Raw genomic sequence first — 18287 nt, 5'->3', positions numbered from 1 at the left:
AATCTGCATCCGGCGCGGCGAGGGTTCAACTCACTTTGAACCGCGCCGTTCGCGTCGCCGATCCTCCACTCAATCCACCAGGTTCTTGGCCTCGGAAGTCCCCAGCACTTCCGGGTGATGCACCGCGCCGGTGGCCTTGCGCCGCTCCAGCAGCGGATGCAGGAACACGGCGGCGAGGATGATCGCCACGCCCAGGTAGAACAGCGGGGTCAGCTCGCGCTGTTCGCCCAGCAGCAGGATGGCCAGGACGATGGCGTAGATCGGCTCCAGGTTGGTCACCAGCTGCACGCCGTAGGCGGTCAGGTGGCGCAGCGCCACCAGCGACAGCGCGAACGGCAGCAGCGTGCACAGCAGCGACAGGGCGACCAGGTAGGCGCCGTCGCGCAGGCCGGGCACCACCAGAAGATCGCCGGCGAAGGCGGGGAACAGCAGCGGCATCAGCGGCGCCAGCGCGGTCAGCAGCAGGGTGCCCGCGCCGAGTTCCAGCGCGGTGACGGTGAGTGGATCCGCATGTTCGACCAGGCGCTTGTTGAGCGATCCGAACAGCGCCACGAACAGCGCCGACACCGCGCCCACCGCCACGCCCATGCGCATGCCATCCGGCACGCCGCCGACCACCAGCGCCACCCCCGGCAGCACGGCCACGCCGAAGGCGAGTTCGCGCGCCGAAAACGGACGCCGCGCCAGCCACGGTTCCAGCACCGAGGTGAACGCCGGCGCCAGGGCGATGCAGGTCGCCGCCACCGAGGCGTTGGCCAGCTTGATGGCGCCGTAGAAGGTCAGCCAGTGCAGCGCCACCAGCGCGCCGATGCCGGCATAGGCCAGCATCAACCGGGGCGACATCGCCCGCAGTCCGCGCCAGACGCGTGGCAGCAGCGCCAGCGCGATCACCACCAGCAGCATCCGCCACCACACCAGCGGCAGCGCCGGCAGCGTGATCAGCTTGCCGAGGATGGCGGTGAAGCCCCACAGCAGCACGCAGAAGTGGATTTGCAGCTGTGCTTTGGCGCGTGGGGTCATCGGCATGCGCGTATTGTGGCCGAAGCGTTGCACACTGGCGATGTCCGCCGGGCACGGAACCCCGCCATGCCGATCCATCCCGAATTCGCCGATCATCTGCGGGAACTGCTGGCCGATGTCGGCCCGATCCGCCTGCGCCCGATGTTCGGTGGGTTGGGGGTGTATCGGGATGACTGCATGTTCGGCCTGGTGATGGACGACACCCTGTACCTCAAGACCGATCCGGCGAGCGTCGACGCGTTCCGCGACGCCGGCGGCGAACCCTTCCTGTACCGACCGGTGCGAGCGGGCCATGTGCCCGGTTACTGGACGCCGCCGGCCGACGCGCTGGAGTCGGCGGCCGCGATGCGGCCGTGGGCGCAGCGGGCGCTTGAAGCCGCGCTGCGGCGACCTGCCCGACGGCGCTGATCCCACCGGCCAGCCCCATTGGCCAGCCCCACCGGCCAGCCGGCCCCGCCGACATCAGGTGCGAACAACTGCACCGCTCCCTCCCCCGCCGGCGGGGGAGGGCTGGGGTGGGGGCAACACCGAAGCCGGCGCGGTCCCATCACCGCCGAAAGCTGTCCGCAGCCTTGTCCCACAAGACGGACAGGCCTGTGCCCATCCCGCCTTTTCCCGCGAGCGGACGACAGATCGCGCAGTTCCACCGCGATCCATGGCAGGCTGTCGTCCGTCTCCCATGCCGCTTCATCGATGGAATCTGGCCTGACCCTGAAAGGACGCGTGTTGGCCGCCATCGTCGCGGCCGTCTCGGCGGCGTCCGTGATGCTGCAGTATCTGCTGCTGCTGGAACTGACCCGTGACAACGTCGGCGTGGCGCTGGGCATGCTGCGGTTCCTCAGCTACTTCACCATCCTCAGCAATCTGGGCGTGGTGGCGGTGTGCGTGACCGCGCTGCGTGGCGCGGGCGGTTTCTTCTCGCGGCCGCGCGTGCGTGGCGCGATCGCGCTGTACATCGGGGTGACCGGGCTGATCTACCTGTTGATCCTGCGCCACCTGTGGCAGCCGCAGGGACTGCAATGGTGGGCCGACACCGGACTGCACTACGCCACCCCGCTGCTGTACGTCGCCTGGTGGCTGCTGGCCGTGCCGCATGGCCGCTTGAACCTGCGCGACGCGGTGGCCTGGCTGCTGTTCCCGCTGCTGTACCTGGCCTGGGTGCTGTTGCGTGGCGCCTGGCTGGGCGAGTACCCGTATCCCTTCATCGATGCCGGTCAGTTGGGCTACGCCCGCACCGCGATCAACGCCATCGGCGTGTTGCTGGTGTTCCTGCTGCTGGGAGGCATCCTGCTGGCGCTGGATCGCAGGCTGGCGCGACGCTAGCGCCAGCCGTACCCCGCCCATGCGCCTGCAGGAGCGACGTCAGTCGCGACCGTGTCGCTCCCGGGTGGCGAAGGGTGGGGAACAGGCGGGCGGCAAAAAGCTCGCGACTGACGTCGCTCCCACAAGGTAGGGCGTCGCGCATTTTCGTCGTTGTGGGAGCGACGTCAGTCGCGATGCTCCTGGCTTTGGAGGGAATCGCCCGAAAGGCCGCGATTGAGGTCGCGTCTGCAGGAGAAGCGTCGCGTGTCCGGGCCCGGGAGCGGTGGACGACGGGCCGCCGGGCATGCCATGTTCGCCGCCTCCGGCGAACGCGGATCCGCGCATGACCTCCCTCGAAGGACAGCATCACCGGCCTTTCAACCGCCAGGATGGCAAGACGCTGGGTCTGGCGGCGCTGGGCGGCGCGCTGGAGTTCTACGATTTCGTGGTGTTCGTGTTCTTCACCCGCATCCTGGGAGAACTGTTCTTCCCACCAGGCACCGAGCCGTGGCTGGCGCAGTTGCAGGTCTACGGCATATTCGCCGCCGGCTATCTGGCGCGCCCTTTGGGCGGCATCGTGATGGCGCATTTCGGCGATCGCGGCGGGCGCAAGCGCATGTTCACCCTGAGCGTGCTGCTGATGGCGGTGCCGACCCTGCTGATCGGCCTGCTGCCGACCTACGCGCAGATCGGCTTGCTGGCGCCGCTGCTGTTGTTGCTGCTGCGCATCGTGCAGGGCATCGCGGTGGGCGGCGAAGTGCCGGGCGCCTGGGTGTTCGTGGCCGAACACGTGCCGCCGCGACATGTGGGTTTCGCCTGCGCCAGCCTGACCGCCGGACTCACCGCCGGCATCCTCATCGGTTCGCTGCTGGCGGCGTGGATCAACACCGCGCTGACGCCGGCGCAGGTCACAGGCGGCGGGTGGCGGCTCCCATTCCTGCTCGGCGGCGCGTTCGGGCTGTTCGCGGTGTTCCTGCGCCGCTGGCTGCAGGAAACGCCGGTGTTCGTGGAGATGCGCGCGCGCCGGCAGTTGGCGGAGGGCCTGCCGGTGCGGCAGGCATTGTCCGGGCATGCGGGCGCGGTGCTGCGTTCGATGCTGGCGTCATGGCTGTTGACCGCCGCGATCGTGGTCGGCGTGCTGCTCACCCCCAACCTGGTGCAGTCCTCGTTCGGACTGCCGCCGGCATTGGCCTTCCAGGGCGGCAGCGTGGCGACGGCGGCGCTGATCTTCGGTTGCCTGGTGGCGGGCTGGGCGGTGGATCGGTTCGGCGCGCCGGCCACCCTGCTGGTCGGATCGCTTGCGCTGGCGGCGGCGATCTACGCGCTGTACCTGCCGCTGGCTGGTGGCGACGCTTCCGGTTTCATCGCCCGCTATGCGTTGGTCGGTTTCTGCATCGGCGTGGTCGGCGCGGTGCCGGCGCTGATGATCGCGGCGTTTCCGCCAGCGGTGCGTTTTTCCGGCGTGTCGTTCTCCTACAACGTCGCCTATGCGCTGTTCGGCGCGCTCACGCCGCCCCTGGTGGCCTACCTGTCCACCCATCTGGGCAAGACCGCGCCGGCGCACTACGTGGCCTTCGCCAGTGGCGTCGGCGTACTGGTGGCGCTGCTGTCGATGCGGCGTGGTTGATGGTCCTTGCAGGAACGACGTGAGTCGCGACCCGGTCAGGTTTCCGGTCGCGACTCACGTCGCTCCTGCAACCGCTCGATCAACGCCATCGCGGCGGCGGGATTGCGTTCCTTGGCGGCGCTGATGAAGTAGACGAACACGTCGCGGACCGCCTTGCCCGCAGCTGGAGCTTCCACATGCGGCAGCTCGGCGGGGTCGCCGCCTTCGGCCCATTGCCGGGCGCGCTGTGCCCAGGCATCCAGTTCCGCCTCCGGGTAGCCGTTGGCGATCCCGCTGCGGGTGCCCATCAGCCGCGCGTAGACGAAATCGGCGGTGATGTCGGCGAAGCGTGGATAGTCCTCCGAATCGGTGAATACCGTCGCCATGCGGTGGCGGCGGGCGAGGGCGAGAAAATCGGGCGTGATGAAAGCGGGATCGCGCACGTCCAGCACGTGGCGCAGGCGACGTCCGGCCACCTCGCCTGGCAACAGGCCGAGGAACGCGGCGAAATCATCGGTCTCGAGCTTGCGCCCGGCCTCGAACTGCCACACCAGCGGACCGAGCTTGTCCTTGAGCTCGACGATGCCGCCGATGAAGTCTTCGACCTGCACCCGCGCCTTCGCCAGCACCCGCGACTGCACGATGCGCTTGGGCGCCTTGGCCGAGAACAGGAAACCGTCGGGCGTCTCGTCGCGCCATTTGGCGTAGGTCGCCGGCTGTTGCGCGCCGTAGTAGGTGCCGTTGATCTCGATGGCGGTGACATGCCGGCTGGCGAACTCCAACTCGCGCCGCTGGACCAGCCCGGCGGGATAGAAATTGTTGCGCCAGGGGGCGAACACCCAGCCGCCGATGCCGACCCGGATGGCCGGATGCGCCTGTCGGGCGCCGGAAAACAGATCAGTCATGCGGGCAGCGGGTCCGGTCAGGTCTTCCAGGGATCATAGCTGCCGAACCACCACAGATGACCCTCCGGGTCCTTGCATGCATAGCCGCGTCCGCCGTAGTCCTGATCCGCCAGTTCGATGACGATTTCGGCGCCGGCGGCCTTGGCGCGGGCGTAGTGGGCGTCGGCGTTGCTGACGATCACGCAGGGGCTCTGGGTCTCGCGTCCGCCGACCTCGCCGGGCTGGGCGATGTGCCGGCCCCACTCGCCGCCGCCTGACGCGGAGCCGAGCATGATCATGCCGTTGCCGAAGGTCAGCTGGGCGTGATGGACGGTGCTCCCGTCGGCATGAACCGCCTGCCGCTCGAAACCGAAGGCCTCGCACAACCAGTCGATGGCCGCGGGAGCGTCGCGATAGCGCAGGCAGGGGATGAGGGTCGACGTGGTCGAGGCAGCCAGGCTCATGCGGAATCTCCGGAACAAGGGGCAATCGGCAGAATAGTCCGTACCGTGGACCATCCTGTGAACGCGCCCGCTTTGCGCTATCGTGGCGCCGTCCCGGACGCCCCCACCCATCGCCCGGTCTCCCTCCCGTACCGGAACTCCCCATGCGCTCGACAGGACCTCTCCTGCTGGCCGTGCTGGCACTGTGCAGCTTCCCCGCCGCCGCCCGCGACTACTGCAACGAATCCACCGACCTTCCGCCGACGGTCAACTTCCGGGTCGACAACGACCTGTTCGGCCACCAGGACCAGGGCTACAGCAACGGCGTGATGCTCACGCTGGTCTCGCCCAACCTCAAGGACTACACCGACGACCCCTGTCTTCCGCGGCTGGCGCGCTGGATCAACCGCCATCTGGCGGCGGTGACGCCGGAAGGTTTCGAGCAGCAGAACATGGTGGTCAGTTTCGCCCACGGCATCTTCACTCCCACCGACTCGGCCCGTCGCGACGTGATTCCCGATGACCGGCCTTACGCCGGCGTGCTCCTCGCCAGCCTGGGCTACAACGCCCGCAATGGCGATCACCTGCGCACGACCCAACTGCAGTTCGGCATCGTCGGTCCCTCCGCGCTCGGCAAGCAGGTGCAGAACGAAGTCCACAAGATCACCGGCGGCGAGAAGTTCGAGGGCTGGGACAACCAGCTGCGCGACGAGCCGGTGTTCCGGATCGTGCACGAACGCATGCGCCGGTTCGCGCCCGAACAGGAAGGCATCTGGAGCTGGGACGCGGTCAGTCACTACGGCGGCACGCTCGGCACGCTGACGACCTACGCCAACGCCGGTGGCGAAGTGCGGTTCGGTCGCTACCTGCCCAACGATTTCGGCAGCACGCCGCTGCGGCCCGCCGGCGAGAACACCGCGCCGACCGGAAACCGGATTCCGCCGGACGTGCTGGGCTTCCACATGTTCCTGACCACCGATGCGCGCTGGGTGCTGCGCGACATCACCCTGGACGGAAACACCTTCAAGGACAGCCACAGCGTGGACAAGCGGGCCTTCGTCGGCGAGTACGGCTACGGCCTGGCTTTCATGTACGGGCGCTGGAAGTTCGCGCTGGCGCGTTACCACAGCACCCGCGAGTTCGACGGCCAGAAGGAACGTCCGGTGTTCGGCAGCTTCACCATCAGCCGCACCTTCTGAGCGCCCCCCGGGAGACAGCCATGGACTGGACCACGCCGGATCTCTGCGACGCCCACCCCGACGCGCAGGTCGTCGAACCGCTGTTCCGCGGATTCGGCGGCCGGGTGGCTTTCCATGGCCCCATCGCCACCGTGCGCTGCCACGAGGACAACTCGCGGGTGCGCGAACTGGCCGGCACGCCCGGCCTGGGCCGGGTGATGGTGGTCGATGGCGGCGGGTCGCTGCGTCGCGCGCTGCTGGGCGATCAGATCGCGGCGAACGCGGCGCGCAACGGCTGGGCGGGCTTCCTGATCCACGGCGCGGTGCGCGATGTGGAAGTGCTGGCGCAGCTGGACCTGGGCGTACAGGCGCTGGCCGCGCATCCGATGAAGACCGAGAAGCGCGGCCTGGGCGAAGTGGATGTGCCGGTGACGTTCGCCGGCGTCGATTTCCATCCCGGCCATTGGCTGTATGCGGATGCCAACGGCGTGATCGCCGGCGCGCGGAAGTTGGTGTAAATCCGCGCAGGCGTCCTTTGTGGGAGCGACGCAAGTCGCGATGCCTTGAAATGAAGGGTTCGCGACTTGCGTCGCTCCCACAGGCATGATCGTCGGCCTCCCGGCAGAAAAAAGCGGGAGGAAAAATCCCTCCCGCCCGGCATCGATCACTGGATCGGTTCGTCCAGCATCAGCTCGCGCACGAAGCGCACCGGCGGCGCGCCGTAGGACAACACCTGGTCGTGGTAGGCCTTGGCGTTGAACTTGTCGCCCAGCTTGGCTTCCATCGCCTTGCGCAGATCGAAATGTTCCTGCGCACCGACGAAATAGGTCGGCAGCTGCGCCGAGCTGAGCTGCGCGCGGGTCCACTTGCCGGCGGCCTCGCGCTCCTGCTGGAAGGTCTGCCGGACCATCAGGTCCATCGCCTGTTCGCGGCTCCAGCCGTCCACGTGCACGCCCTGATCGAGGATGGCGTTGCCGATGGTGCGCAGATAGAACTTCAGTTGCACCAGGCGGAACAGCGGATCGCTGTCCAGGTAGCCGGCGTCGGCCATCATCCGCTCGGTGTAGACCGCCCAGCCCTCGGCGAACAGGCCCGAGCGCAGCACCGCGCGCAGGGTCGAGGGGAACTTGGCCGAATGCCAGCCTTCCAGATAGTGGCCCGGCGTGCCTTCGTGGATGCTCAGCAGATGGATCATCCGGCTGTTGTATTCGCGCAGGAACGAATCGACCTGCGCCTGGTTCCAGTCTTCCGGAATCGGCGAGATGGCGTAGAAGGTCTTGAGGTTCTTGTCCAGCGGCCCCGGCGAATCGCAATACGCCACCGCCACGCCGCGCTGGAACTCGGGCATCGGGATGATGTCGACCGGCGCGTCGGGCAGGGTCACCAGATCCTTGGCGCGGACGAAGTCGGTGGCCGACTTCAGCGCCGCCTCGGCGTCGGGCACGACCTTGTCGCGGGCCGGACGTTCGGCGTAGGCCAGTTCCAGCGCCGCCTCGATCGCCTTCTGCTGCTGCTCGTCGCCCGGGTTGTCGGTGAGCGCGGGCGCGCCCGGCTTGTCCTTCAGCACCTGCTGCGCGATTGCGTACATCTCGCCGCGCACGCGCTTGAGCTCACCCTCGGCGCGCTGCTTGATGTCCGCGCGCGACAGCGAGGAGAGCAAGGCGAACTTGAGTTTCTGGTCGTAGATCTTCTCGCCGACGCGGAAATCGCCCTTGGCGTTGGGCACCAGGGTCTTGTCCAGCCACTGCTGGTGTTCCTCCACCGCCTTCTTCAGGGTCTCGGTGGCCGCGGCCAGGCGTTGCTGGTCGGCTTCCGGCAGTTCCTTCGCATGCGGGGCGATGAAGCTGTCGACGATGCTGAGGATGCCGGCGTTCTGCCTGGCGACCGTCTCGGCATGGATCTTCGGCACCCGCGCCGGATCCAGGTTGGCGCGCGCCTGCGCCAGCAGGGTGGGGATTTTCTCCATGCGCGCAGTGGCCGACTTCAGGCGATCCGGTATCGGCGCGAATTCGCGCGCCATCAGGTTGTAGAGCGCGCCGCCGGCGAGGCCGCTGTAGACCTGCGGATCCCAGGCCCAGGCCTGCAGGGTCTCGTTGGTCCAGGCGTCGTACTCCAGCTGATTGCGCAGGATGGCTGCATCCACCTGGTTCTCCCGGGACAGTTTCGAGACGTCCAGCGCGCCCAGTTCGGCCAGCATCTTGCGGCTGAAGTCCAGGCTCTTCCGTCGGCCCTCGGCGCTCAGATCGTCGACTTCGCCGTCGTAGCGGTGCTCGCCGATCTGGGTGGCGCTGACCGGCGACAGCTGCAGCCAGCCTTCGAGCGCACGCTTGGACAGATCGCCGAAACGGGCGTCGGCCTGCGCATCGGAGGCCGCGGTGGCCGCGGGTGGGGCGCCGCCGGGGGCGGGCGCATCGGTCTTCTGGCAGGCGGCCAGGCTGGTCAGCAGGGCAAGGGCAAGCAGGCTGTGGCGCATCGATGTTCTCGCGGCAGTGCACAAAGGATTGACCCGACACATTAGCGGTTGGGGCGCCCCGCCGCATCTGCCATTCGATTACCCTTGTCGCCTCTACGGCCGGAAGCGGGAGCGAACGAAAGATGAAGCACCAGGGAAGCTGCCATTGCGGCCGTATCGCCTTCGAGGTGGAAGGCGACATCGCCGAGGTCTACGACTGCAACTGTTCGATGTGCCGCCGGCGCGGAGGACTGCTCTGGTTCGGTCCCCGGTCCGCGTTCCAGCTGACCAGCGCCGAAGACGACGTGGGCACCTATACCTTCAACAAGCACGCCATCCGGCATCACTTCTGCGCCAACTGCGGCATCGCCGTCTACGGCGAGGGCGACAACCCGAAGAGCGGGCCGATGATCGCGATCAATGTGCGCTGCCTGCCCGATGTGGATCTGGCGGCGCTGAAGGTGGTTCCCATCGACGGCGCGAGTTTCTGACATGGGCGGGATTCATGGCGCGTGGCGCCTGGGCGCCGCGGCCGCGCTGGCGCTGCTGTTCGCGGCGGGCTGTGCCCGGCACGAGGGAGGCGCGGCGGCCACGGCGGGTTCGGTCCGCAACCCGGCCGGCGGCCTGCTGGCCTATGAACACGATGTGGAGATCATGCTGGAGGCGAAGACGATTCCCGAACGCCTCAAGGCCAGCCAGCAGGCCTGCGGCAGCAGCAAGTTCGGCCAGTGCAGCGTGCTGGGGGTCAGCCAGCAGGGAGGCGACCATCCGCGCGCCAGTCTGACCGTGCGCATCGTGCCGGATGGCGTGGAGCCGTTCATCGCGCAAGCGGCGCAGGGCGCTGACATCGGCAGCCGCAACACTCGCGCCGAGGATCTCGCCCAAGCGGTCGGCGACAACGACCTGCTGCAGGATCGGCTCACCCGCGAGCGCGATCGCCTGCTGGAGTTCCAGCAGCGCCGTGATCTGGCGGTGGCCGACATGATCGCGCTGTCGCAGCAGTTGGCCCAGGTCGAGGCGCAGTTGCAGGCCGCGCGGCAGGAAGGCGCCCAGCACCGGCATCGCATCGACACCCAGCGCGTCACCCTGGAGTTCATGCCGCCCGGCGGGCAGAGCGGGCGTGGCGAGATCCGGCAGGCATTGCGCGATTTCACCGCCACCCTGGCCACCGGCACGGCCTGGACGATCCGGGCGGTGGCGTTCCTGATTCCGGTCGGACTGGTGCTGTGGATGCTGATCAGCCTGGTACGGCGCTGGCGGCGCAGGAAAGCCTGACGGATCCCTCGCTTCGCCTTCCAATCATTCACGGAGAACCGGACATGTGGCATCGCATCGCGTTGACGGCAGCTTTCCTCATGTCCGCGCCGGCCTGGGCCGGCTGTCCGCCGGAGGGTACCGACCAGGTATCGTTGCGCCTGCTGAAAGAGCAGAAGTTCGTGGTGGAGGACGCGGCGGCGCGCGACGCGCTCGCGATCGGTCTGGTCGACTGCCTTTCCGATCCGGATCCCGAGGTGCGCGACGGTATCGCCTACGAGGCGATCACCACGTGGCTGCGCGGCGAACAGTTGGCAGAACCGGTGCGCCGGCAGCTGCTGGAGCGGCTGTACGCGCGGCTGGACGGCAAGGATCCCGAGGGCTTCACCCATCCGTTCGCGGCGCTGATGCTGTCCGAGGTCGCGCGCACGGATCGCCTCCAGCCCTGGCTGAGCGCGGAGGAGCGGGCCGACATGGTCAAGCGCGCGACCCGCTATCTGGCTTCGGTGAACGACTATCGCGGCTACGACGCGAAGGAAGGCTGGCGCCACGGGGTGGCGCATGGTGCCGACTGGCTGCTGCAACTGGCATCGAACGAGCAGGTGAACCGCGATCAGATCGAGCACATCCTGGCCGCGCTCACGGTCCAGATCGTGCCCGAACAGGCGCATGCCTACGTGTTCGGCGAACCCGGACGGCTGGCAAGGCCGGTGATTTTCATCGCCCGCCGTGGCCTGCTCGGCGATGCGGAATGGCAGGCGTGGTTTACCGGCCTGCCGCAGCGCCTGGGCAACCAGGAGCAGGCCTACCGCGACGTCGCGTGGCTGGCTCGCCGCCACGATCTGATCGCCTTCCTGGGCAGTCTCTATCTGGAAGCGGATCAATCCGCCGAACCGAAGGTGCAAGCGCTCAAGCCGGCGGTGGTGGCCGGCATCAAGGCGGTGCCGTGAAGGCCATGTGAGTTCGCCAAGCCCGTCGCGTTCGGATTGTGAGCGCGGCGATGCAGGCGCGGTAGCGCGAGTTACGTTCGCGCGCTGTAAACGGTTTTGTCTCTGGTCGCTCACGCGGACCCGGGCGTAGATTCGGGCAAGCGCGCAATGCGCTTCCATACGCCAACCGGGGATCGCCTGTGCAATGCAACCGTCTGTCCTTCTTCGTGCGTTTCTCCCTGGTGTTGATGGCGGCGGCGCAGGGCGTCGCCGCGCAGGAAACCACCGCGCAGGAGCAGGCGCCGCCGGATTCCGGACAGGCCGAGGCGACCACGCTGGATCAGGTCACCGTGCTCGGCTCGCGCCGGGTGGTGCGCAGTTCGGATGCCCAGTCGCCGGTGCCGGTCGACGTGATCCCGATGGCGCAGGCGGCCGAGCAGGGCGCCCAGTTCGATCTCGCCCAGACCCTGCAGTACACCGCGCCGTCCCTGATTTCGACACGGCAGACCGGCGCGGATGGCGCCGACCTGATCGATGGCGCGGCGTTGCGCGGACTGGGTTCGGATCAGACGCTGGTGCTGGTCAACGGCAAGCGCCGGCATACGGTGTCGCTGGTGAACATCTATGGCGCCCGCGATCGCGGCAACACCGGCACGGATCTGAATTCACTGCCCATGCTGGCGATCGACCGGGTCGAAGTACTGCGCGATGGCGCGGCCGCGCAATATGGTTCCGACGCGATCGCCGGAGTGATGAACATCGCCCTGAAGCGACGTCCGGGCTGCGAGGCGATCGCCGGTTGGGGCCAATACTCGCGCGGCGATGGCGAGAACTGGATCGCCTCGGCCTATTGCGGCCTGGCGCTGTCCAACGGCGGCCATTTCGCTGTGACCGGCGAATGGCAGGACCGGGATCGTTCCAACCGCGCCACCGCCGAAAATCCGCTGCGCATCATCGGCGACAGCCAGGTCAAGAACAAAACCCTCTACCTCAACGGTGATCTGCCGCTGACCGAATCGGCCGAGTTCTATTTCACCGCCGGCATGCAGGATCGCGATGCCTCCTCCGCCGCGTTCGCGCGCGAGGGCATCGGTTCGGAGGACATCCCGTCGCGCAATTCGGCGGCGATGTACCCGGATGGCTTCGTGCCCTTCATCAACGGCGACCTGCAGGACCGCTACAGCATCGCCGGCCTGCGTGGCGACATCGGCCAATGGCACTGGGACGTGTCGCATACCTACGGTTACAACGAACTTCGCTACACCATCGACCACACGCTCAACGCGTCCATCGCCAACCAGGATCTGCTCAACGGCGGCGCCGGCATCAGTCCCAGCCGTTTCGACGCCGGTGGTTTCTCGTTCAAGCAGAAGACCATCAACGCGGACGTGTCGCGCTACTTCGACACCGTCCTGCATGGCCTGAACCTGGCCTTCGGCGCCGAACACCGGCGCGAGGACTACCGCATCCGCGCCGGTGAGCCGGGTTCCTACCTCGACGTGGACGGCGCGGGCGAGGGCGGCAATCCGGGCAGCCAGGGATTCCCGGGGTTCCAGCCCGGCGACGTGACCGACAAGCATCGTGACAGCTGGGCGGCGTACGCCGACATGGAAATCGACTTCACCGATCGCTTCATGCTGGGCCTGGCGGCGCGCTACGAGGACTACAGCGATTTCGGCAATGCGCTCAACGGCAAGCTGGCGGCGGCGTTCCGGGTGAGCGACGCATTCCTGCTGCGCGGGTCGGTGAGCACCGGTTTCCGCGCACCCTCGCTGCAGCAGAAATATTTCTCATCCACCATCACCGATTTCATCAGCGGCGAGCCGGTGGATGTGGTGATCGCGCCCAACGGCGGCGCGCTCGCCAACCTGGCCGGCATTCCCGCGCTCAAGGAGGAAACCTCGCGTGGCGGCACCCTGGGTTTCACCTGGTCGCCGACCGCCGCGGTGTCGATGACCCTGGATGCCTATCGCATCGAGATCGATGACCGGGTGGTGCTGAGCGGCGAGTTCGATACCAGCGACCCGGTCATCGGCGCCGCGCTGGAAGCGCTGGACGTGGGCCTGGCGCGGTTCTTCTTCAATTCGGTGGACACCCGCACTACCGGCGTGGACCTGACCCTGTCGTGGGAAGCGCAGGCGGGCGCGGGCAAACTGAGCACCTACCTGGCCGCCAACTACAGCAAGACCGAGGTGACCCAGGTGCACACGCCGCCTTCGCTGGCCGGTCGCGAGGACGTGCTGCTGTCGCCACGGGATCGCCTGTTCGTGGAGAACGGCGCGCCGCGCAACAAGGCGGTGCTGGGATTCGACTACGCGCTGGATCGCTGGGACTTCGGGATGAAGATCATCCACTTTGGCTCGCAGGTCCTGGGCACGTTCTCCGGCCCGCCGGTGCCGGACCAGCACTACAAGGCCAGGACATCGGCGGATCTCAGCATCACCTACAGCTTCACCGACAACGCCAAACTGACCATCGGCGGCGCCAATCTCCTCGACGTGTTCCCGACCCGGCAGGATCCCGACGAGACGGACAACGGCCACATCTACGAGAGCGTGCAGTTCGGCCTCAACGGCGCGTCCTACTTCGCGCGCTTCTGGTATCGCTTCTGATCCCGGGCCGGCGGGAGGCGCTCAACGGCCCAGCAGTCCGGCCGGAATCGGCGGCAGCGGGGTGCGTTCGTCTTCCGCCTCGGCTTTCAGCCAGTCGATGAAGGCCAGCGCCGCCGGCCGCGGCGCCTTGTGCGAGGGATGCACCACGTAATAGGCGAAGCGCGCCTTCAGCGCCGGGCCGGGCAGGCGGATGAGTTCGTAGCGTTGCAGGTAGGGTAGCGCGATCACCTTGCGCGCCAGCGCCGCGCCCACGCCGTAGACGCTGGCGCGCATGACGTCGGTGCTGTCGCTGAAGCTGTGCATCTCCGGCAGGCGCAGGCCGCGCACGCCCGCCGCGCGGAACCAGTCGCGCCAGCCTTGCAGGGCCAGGTCGGTGACCAGCGGAAGACGCGCGATGTCGCGCGGCGTCTTCACCGCCTCGACGCCGGGCAGGCCCGGCGAGGCGACCGGGAACAGTTCGTCGTCCATCAGGTGATGCGCGGTCAGACCCTGCCACTGGCCCGGACCGTGGCGGATGCCCAGGTCGGGGCCACCCTCGTCGAAGCGGGTGAGCGCGATGCCGGTATCCAGTTGCAGGCGGATGTGCGGATGCAGGGCGGTGAAGCGCGGCAGCCGCGGCACCAGCCAGCAATAGGCCAGCGAGTGCAGGGTGGTCACCCGCAGCACCGAGACGCCATCGGCGTGGCGCAGGTTGGCGGCGACCCCTTCGATGTCGGTGAGGGCGGCGGTGGCCGCGTCCGCCAGTTGGCGGCCTTCCTGGGTCAGCTTGACCCCGCGCGCATGGCGTTGGAACAGGGCCACGCCCAGCAGGGATTCGAGCTTGCGGATGTGGTGGCTGACCGCGCTGGCGGTCAGATGCAGCTCTTCCGCGGCATGGGCGAAATTCTGGTGCCGGGCGGCGGCGGCGAACACGCCGAGGGCCGGCAGGAGGGCGGGGCGCAGGTTCATGGGGAGACATCAATCAGATTTGAGGCTCGCCCACATAATATGCGCTTGCGGGTCCAGCAGGACGGCCCAGAATGGCCGAGACACAAAACAGGTGAACGGCGATGGCGGGCAACGGCGCGGCGGCGGACGCGGGCAAGGCGGGTTCCCTGGGAGACGGCATGACACATGACTGGCGTACCCCGATCGAACTGCTGGTGCTGGGCGCCATCTGGGGCAGCTCGTTCCTGTTCATGCGGATCGCGGCCGAGCCTTTCGGCGCGTTCGCACTGGTGGACATCCGGCTGACCCTGGGCGCGTTGATCCTGCTGCCGTTCCTGTGGCGAGACCGCGCCGTGTTCACCCGCGCGATGTGGCCGAAGCTGGCGATCATCGGGCTGATCAATTCGGCCATTCCGTTCCTGCTGTTCGCGTGGGCGGCGCAGCGTTCGCCGGCCGCCATCGGCGCGATCTGCAACGCGATGACGGTGCTGTTCGCCGCGCTGATCGGCTTCCTGTTCTTCGGCGAAAAGATTGGTGCCCGCCGCGCCATCGCGCTACTGGTCGGATTCGGCGGCGTGGTGCTGCTGGCGACGAGCAAGGCAGGTGGCATCAGCGTCGGCATGGCGGTGATCGCCGGTTCGACCGCGGCGCTGCTGTACGGCGTGGGCGTCAACCTGGTCCGTCGCCACCTTGGCGGCATTCCGCCAGCCGCCGCGGCCGCCGCCACGCTCGGCTGCTCGGCGTTGCTGCTGGCGCCGTTCGCCGCCACTCATTGGCCGACGAACGCCATCTCGCCGCTGGCCTGGGGCAGCGCGATTGCGATCGGCGTGCTCTGCACCGGCTATGCCTTCCTGCTGTACTACCGCCTGATCCAGCGCATCGGCGCCGCCCGCGCGGCGACCGTGACCTACCTGGTACCGCTGTTCGGCGCGGCGTTCGCCTGGCTGTTCCTGGGCGAGCCGGTGACCCCGGCGATGCTGGCCGCCGGCCTGCTGATCCTGGGCAGTGTCGCCTTCAGCCAGCGGGCGCCCAAGCCATGAACGACATCGCGACGGCCGCGCAGAAGCGGGTGGTGTTCGATTTCGAGATCGACTTCAGCAATGGCGGCGGCCTGCAGGGGCAGGACTTCCGTTTGGACTTGCACGGCGACGACATCGAGGACGCCGCGCTGGCCGACTACATCGTGCGTGACCTGCGCCTGTTGATGGTCGGTGCGGTGCGCATCCGCAACAAGCGCATCATCCGGGAAGCGCACAAGCGATCCGACGGCGACGCCTGACGACGGCCTGACGGTCCCGGCCGGGCCGACGTACACTGCCGGCAGGTTCGGTTTCCGGGACGTGCGATGAAACGTTGGCTGGCTGGGGGATGGACGGCACTCGCGCTTGCTTCGCTGGCGCAGGTGCCGGTGAATGCGCAGGATGGGAAGGAAACGACCGCGCGGGCGACCGCTTCATCGGTCGTGGCGCCAACCGCGCCCTTGAACCCGGAACAGGTCGCCTCGGTCCCGCTCAAACAGGCGCTGACCGACTGGCCGCAGCTGGCGCGCTACCGCGAGGACAACGCGGCGCTGCCGCCGCCGGCGCCCGCCGAACCGAGGGTGGTGTTCTACGGCGACTCGATCACCGATGGCTGGGGACGTGTGGACGGCACGGCGTTCTTTCCCGGCAAGCCCTACGTCAATCGCGGCATCTCCGGGCAGACCACCGCGCAGATGCTGGTGCGGTTCCGCCAGGATGTGATCGCCCTGAAACCGGCCGCGGTCGTCATCCTCGCCGGCACCAACGACATCGCCGGCAACACCGGCCCGGCCACGTTGCCGATGATCGAGGACAACCTGCGCTCGATGGACGAGCTGGCGCGGGCCAACGGCATCCGCGTGGTGCTGGCCTCGGTGCTGCCGGTCAATGAGTATCCATGGCGGCCCGGGCTGCATCCGGCCGATCAGGTCCGCCGCCTGAACGCATGGCTGCGCGACTACGCGCGGGACAGTGGTGCGAGCTATCTCGACTATCACGGCGTGATGAGCAATGCCGGCGGCGGCCTGGATCCGGTTCTGGCGGCCGATGGCGTGCATCCCACACCGGCCGGCTACGAAGTGATGGCGCCACTGGCGCAGCGCGCCATCGAACAGGCGTTGATGCACGGTCCCGGTGGGCAGACGCCGGTGAAGTAGCCGCGCTGCCGGGGGCGAGGACATCGTCGCTGACGCATTTACGCATCCGTCCCAATGGCGTGTTTTGTCACTCCGGGTTTTCAATGTGCGTTGCATGCCAACGGCTGACGCACTAGCGTCGTCCGGCACGGAGTTCAGGACCCCCCTTCCATGGCACGACGCCTTTCTTTCCGCATCGCCCGCATCGCATTGCTTGTCCTCACCCTGACCGGATGCCAGAGCACCATGTCTTCTTCCATCTCGACGGATGGCTTTCCCTCTCGATTGCCGGACGGCTGGCACACCAACGTCGGCGCCGAGTGGCCGCTGAAGTTCCAGGGTCACTACTTTCGCGCTGTCTGCTATAGCACCTATGGGTGCCGGGTCCACTATGGTCGTTACTACCCTGGCGATCATCCCGACGATGTCCTCCAGATACCGTCCAGTTCCGTAAACAACTACCCGGACAATCTCCGTGCGAGTTGGGGGCCCTTTCCCAACTTCCCGCCCCCGGCGAAGGTGACCTGGCGCTCCCGGGATGGCACGGCGCATGAGGCTGACATCGACATCGGCGAGATATTCAAGGACCAGCTGATTCGCCACCACGTGGCCCGCGAAGATGCCAGCGAACCAGCGACCGATGGAACGCCGGAAATCATCCTGGAAGTCAACGACCGCACCATCCATGTCTATATGCGGGCGACCATCTGGACCAAAAAAGAACAGATTCCCGGCAATCGCTACAGCGAGTCTCGGGACGACCTCATCCAGGTCTTCAGTCAAACCTACTAAGCCAGGAGGCACCGCATGGGGTCCATTCCCCGTTCTCCCCGGGATGGGGGCGTCAGCTACTCCCCGGCCGATGCGCACGACCTGGACAGCGACCGTCAGGCCGAGGCGGCCCTGACGCAGATGCGCATGTCGGTCCGGTGGCGTTCCCCGTGTCACTTCGAGCTTTCAATGTGCGTTGCATGCGAACGGCCGACGCACTAGCGTCGTCCGGCACGGAGTTCAGGACCCCCCTTCCATGGCACGACGCCTTTCTTTCCGCATCGCCCGCATCGCATTGCTTGTCCTCACCCTGACCGGATGCCAGAGCACCATGTCTTCTTCCATCTCGACGGATGGCTTTCCCTCTCGATTGCCGGACGGCTGGCACACCAACGTCGGCGCCGAGTGGCCGCTGAAGTTCCAGGGTCACTACTTTCGCGCTGTCTGCTATAGCACCTATGGGTGCCGGGTCCACTATGGTCGTTACTACCCTGGCGATCATCCCGACGATGTCCTCCAGATACCGTCCAGTTCCGTAAACAACTACCCGGACAATCTCCGTGCGAGTTGGGGGCCCTTTCCCAACTTCCCGCCCCCGGCGAAGGTGACCTGGCGCTCCCGGGATGGCACGGCGCATGAGGCTGACATCGACATCGGCGAGATATTCAAGGACCAGCTGATTCGCCACCACGTGGCCCGCGAAGATGCCAGCGAACCAGCGACCGATGGAACGCCGGAAATCATCCTGGAAGTC

18 protein-coding genes and 1 pseudogene are annotated in these 18287 nt (G+C 67.5%); 14 read left to right on the top strand and 5 right to left on the bottom strand.

What is annotated here, in order from left to right; translation table 11 throughout:
- Positions 1-69: 69 nt before the first annotated feature.
- Positions 70-1026, bottom strand: a complete 957-nt coding sequence (locus tag AC3DEZ_RS18115; protein ID WP_488389479.1) for a DMT family transporter — start codon at positions 1024-1026, stop codon at positions 70-72.
- 60 nt (positions 1027-1086) lie between these two features.
- Between AC3DEZ_RS18115 and AC3DEZ_RS18110 the strand changes: the two genes are divergently transcribed.
- The 3 genes from AC3DEZ_RS18110 to AC3DEZ_RS18100 all read left to right on the top strand — a co-directional run bounded on the left by AC3DEZ_RS18110 (position 1087) and on the right by AC3DEZ_RS18100 (position 3949).
- Entirely contained in the window at positions 1087-1428 is a 342-nt protein-coding gene (locus tag AC3DEZ_RS18110; protein ID WP_488389478.1) for a TfoX/Sxy family protein, read from the top strand.
- A 285-nt stretch (positions 1429-1713) separates the two neighbouring features.
- Positions 1714-2343 carry a Pr6Pr family membrane protein gene (locus AC3DEZ_RS18105; RefSeq protein WP_488389477.1) on the top strand — a complete coding sequence of 210 codons (630 nt, stop codon included), beginning with the start codon at positions 1714-1716 and terminating at the stop codon, positions 2341-2343.
- A gap of 322 nt (positions 2344-2665) precedes the next feature.
- Complete coding sequence (locus AC3DEZ_RS18100) at positions 2666-3949, top strand: MFS transporter (RefSeq protein ID WP_488389476.1); 1284 nt, start codon at positions 2666-2668, stop codon at positions 3947-3949.
- A 35-nt stretch (positions 3950-3984) separates the two neighbouring features.
- On the opposite strand, the gene AC3DEZ_RS18095 is transcribed toward AC3DEZ_RS18100, so the two are convergent.
- On the bottom strand, positions 3985-4833 hold the full coding sequence (locus tag AC3DEZ_RS18095; protein ID WP_488389475.1) for a DUF72 domain-containing protein: 849 nt from the start codon (positions 4831-4833) through the stop codon (positions 3985-3987).
- A gap of 17 nt (positions 4834-4850) precedes the next feature.
- Positions 4851-5276, bottom strand: coding sequence for a VOC family protein (locus tag AC3DEZ_RS18090; protein ID WP_488389474.1), 426 nt, complete (start codon positions 5274-5276; stop codon positions 4851-4853).
- A 143-nt stretch (positions 5277-5419) separates the two neighbouring features.
- On the opposite strand from AC3DEZ_RS18090, the gene AC3DEZ_RS18085 reads away from it, so the two are divergent.
- Both AC3DEZ_RS18085 and rraA read left to right on the top strand, forming a co-directional pair.
- Positions 5420-6454 (top strand): lipid A deacylase LpxR family protein, encoded by a 1035-nt coding sequence (locus AC3DEZ_RS18085; protein ID WP_488389473.1) that lies wholly within the window; start codon positions 5420-5422, stop codon positions 6452-6454.
- Positions 6455-6474: 20 nt separating this feature from the next.
- Positions 6475-6951: a ribonuclease E activity regulator RraA gene (rraA, locus tag AC3DEZ_RS18080; protein ID WP_488389472.1), complete on the top strand. Its 477-nt coding sequence runs from the start codon at positions 6475-6477 to the stop codon at positions 6949-6951.
- Between the two features lie 146 nt (positions 6952-7097).
- On the opposite strand, the gene AC3DEZ_RS18075 is transcribed toward rraA, so the two are convergent.
- Complete coding sequence (locus AC3DEZ_RS18075) at positions 7098-8906, bottom strand: DUF885 domain-containing protein (RefSeq protein ID WP_488389471.1); 1809 nt, start codon at positions 8904-8906, stop codon at positions 7098-7100.
- Between the two features lie 122 nt (positions 8907-9028).
- Between AC3DEZ_RS18075 and AC3DEZ_RS18070 the strand changes: the two genes are divergently transcribed.
- The 4 genes from AC3DEZ_RS18070 (at position 9029) to AC3DEZ_RS18055 (ending at position 13680) form a co-directional block, all read left to right on the top strand.
- The gene (locus AC3DEZ_RS18070; protein WP_488389470.1) at positions 9029-9376 is read left to right on the top strand and encodes a GFA family protein; all 348 of its coding nucleotides are present in this window, start codon (positions 9029-9031) and stop codon (positions 9374-9376) included.
- A 1-nt stretch (position 9377) separates the two neighbouring features.
- Entirely contained in the window at positions 9378-10160 is a 783-nt protein-coding gene (locus tag AC3DEZ_RS18065) for a DUF4349 domain-containing protein (RefSeq protein WP_488389469.1), read from the top strand.
- 44 nt (positions 10161-10204) lie between these two features.
- On the top strand, positions 10205-11089 hold the full coding sequence (locus tag AC3DEZ_RS18060; protein WP_488389468.1) for a DUF2785 domain-containing protein: 885 nt from the start codon (positions 10205-10207) through the stop codon (positions 11087-11089).
- 179 nt (positions 11090-11268) lie between these two features.
- Positions 11269-13680 carry a TonB-dependent receptor plug domain-containing protein gene (locus tag AC3DEZ_RS18055; RefSeq protein WP_488389467.1) on the top strand — a complete coding sequence of 804 codons (2412 nt, stop codon included), beginning with the start codon at positions 11269-11271 and terminating at the stop codon, positions 13678-13680.
- A gap of 21 nt (positions 13681-13701) precedes the next feature.
- Here the strand turns inward: AC3DEZ_RS18055 and AC3DEZ_RS18050 are convergent, their stop codons facing one another.
- Entirely contained in the window at positions 13702-14628 is a 927-nt protein-coding gene (locus AC3DEZ_RS18050) for a LysR substrate-binding domain-containing protein (protein WP_447102985.1), read from the bottom strand.
- Between the two features lie 158 nt (positions 14629-14786).
- Between AC3DEZ_RS18050 and AC3DEZ_RS18045 the strand changes: the two genes are divergently transcribed.
- From AC3DEZ_RS18045 to AC3DEZ_RS18025, 5 genes and pseudogenes are all read left to right on the top strand, one after another.
- On the top strand, positions 14787-15647 hold the full coding sequence (locus AC3DEZ_RS18045) for a DMT family transporter (protein WP_488389571.1): 861 nt from the start codon (positions 14787-14789) through the stop codon (positions 15645-15647).
- A complete protein-coding gene (locus AC3DEZ_RS18040) occupies positions 15644-15886 on the top strand; it encodes a cyclase (protein WP_488389466.1) in 243 nt (80 codons plus the stop codon). Before AC3DEZ_RS18045 ends, AC3DEZ_RS18040 begins: the two co-directional genes overlap by 4 nt.
- 66 nt (positions 15887-15952) lie before the next feature.
- Complete coding sequence (locus AC3DEZ_RS18035) at positions 15953-16783, top strand: SGNH/GDSL hydrolase family protein (RefSeq protein WP_488389465.1); 831 nt, start codon at positions 15953-15955, stop codon at positions 16781-16783.
- Between the two features lie 150 nt (positions 16784-16933).
- Positions 16934-17554 (top strand): hypothetical protein, encoded by a 621-nt coding sequence (locus AC3DEZ_RS18030; RefSeq protein ID WP_488389464.1) that lies wholly within the window; start codon positions 16934-16936, stop codon positions 17552-17554.
- A gap of 235 nt (positions 17555-17789) precedes the next feature.
- Positions 17790-18287, top strand: a pseudogene (locus tag AC3DEZ_RS18025) (hypothetical protein); the annotation flags it as partial.

Source organism: Pseudoxanthomonas sp. 134C1, assembly GCF_057773065.1.
This window is presented reverse-complemented; position numbering and strand designations above follow the sequence as displayed.

Coding starts and splice junctions, on each gene's coding strand:
- AC3DEZ_RS18115 (WP_488389479.1), bottom strand. CDS start 1,026: ATGCCGATGACCCCACGCGCCAAAGCACAGCTGCAAATCCACTTCTGC.
- AC3DEZ_RS18110 (WP_488389478.1), top strand. CDS start 1,087: ATGCCGATCCATCCCGAATTCGCCGATCATCTGCGGGAACTGCTGGCC.
- AC3DEZ_RS18105 (WP_488389477.1), top strand. CDS start 1,714: ATGGAATCTGGCCTGACCCTGAAAGGACGCGTGTTGGCCGCCATCGTC.
- AC3DEZ_RS18100 (WP_488389476.1), top strand. CDS start 2,666: ATGACCTCCCTCGAAGGACAGCATCACCGGCCTTTCAACCGCCAGGAT.
- AC3DEZ_RS18095 (WP_488389475.1), bottom strand. CDS start 4,833: ATGACTGATCTGTTTTCCGGCGCCCGACAGGCGCATCCGGCCATCCGG.
- AC3DEZ_RS18090 (WP_488389474.1), bottom strand. CDS start 5,276: ATGAGCCTGGCTGCCTCGACCACGTCGACCCTCATCCCCTGCCTGCGC.
- AC3DEZ_RS18085 (WP_488389473.1), top strand. CDS start 5,420: ATGCGCTCGACAGGACCTCTCCTGCTGGCCGTGCTGGCACTGTGCAGC.
- rraA (WP_488389472.1), top strand. CDS start 6,475: ATGGACTGGACCACGCCGGATCTCTGCGACGCCCACCCCGACGCGCAG.
- AC3DEZ_RS18075 (WP_488389471.1), bottom strand. CDS start 8,906: ATGCGCCACAGCCTGCTTGCCCTTGCCCTGCTGACCAGCCTGGCCGCC.
- AC3DEZ_RS18070 (WP_488389470.1), top strand. CDS start 9,029: ATGAAGCACCAGGGAAGCTGCCATTGCGGCCGTATCGCCTTCGAGGTG.
- AC3DEZ_RS18065 (WP_488389469.1), top strand. CDS start 9,378: ATGGGCGGGATTCATGGCGCGTGGCGCCTGGGCGCCGCGGCCGCGCTG.
- AC3DEZ_RS18060 (WP_488389468.1), top strand. CDS start 10,205: ATGTGGCATCGCATCGCGTTGACGGCAGCTTTCCTCATGTCCGCGCCG.
- AC3DEZ_RS18050 (WP_447102985.1), bottom strand. CDS start 14,628: ATGAACCTGCGCCCCGCCCTCCTGCCGGCCCTCGGCGTGTTCGCCGCC.
- AC3DEZ_RS18045 (WP_488389571.1), top strand. CDS start 14,787: ATGACACATGACTGGCGTACCCCGATCGAACTGCTGGTGCTGGGCGCC.
- AC3DEZ_RS18040 (WP_488389466.1), top strand. CDS start 15,644: ATGAACGACATCGCGACGGCCGCGCAGAAGCGGGTGGTGTTCGATTTC.
- AC3DEZ_RS18035 (WP_488389465.1), top strand. CDS start 15,953: ATGAAACGTTGGCTGGCTGGGGGATGGACGGCACTCGCGCTTGCTTCG.
- AC3DEZ_RS18030 (WP_488389464.1), top strand. CDS start 16,934: ATGGCACGACGCCTTTCTTTCCGCATCGCCCGCATCGCATTGCTTGTC.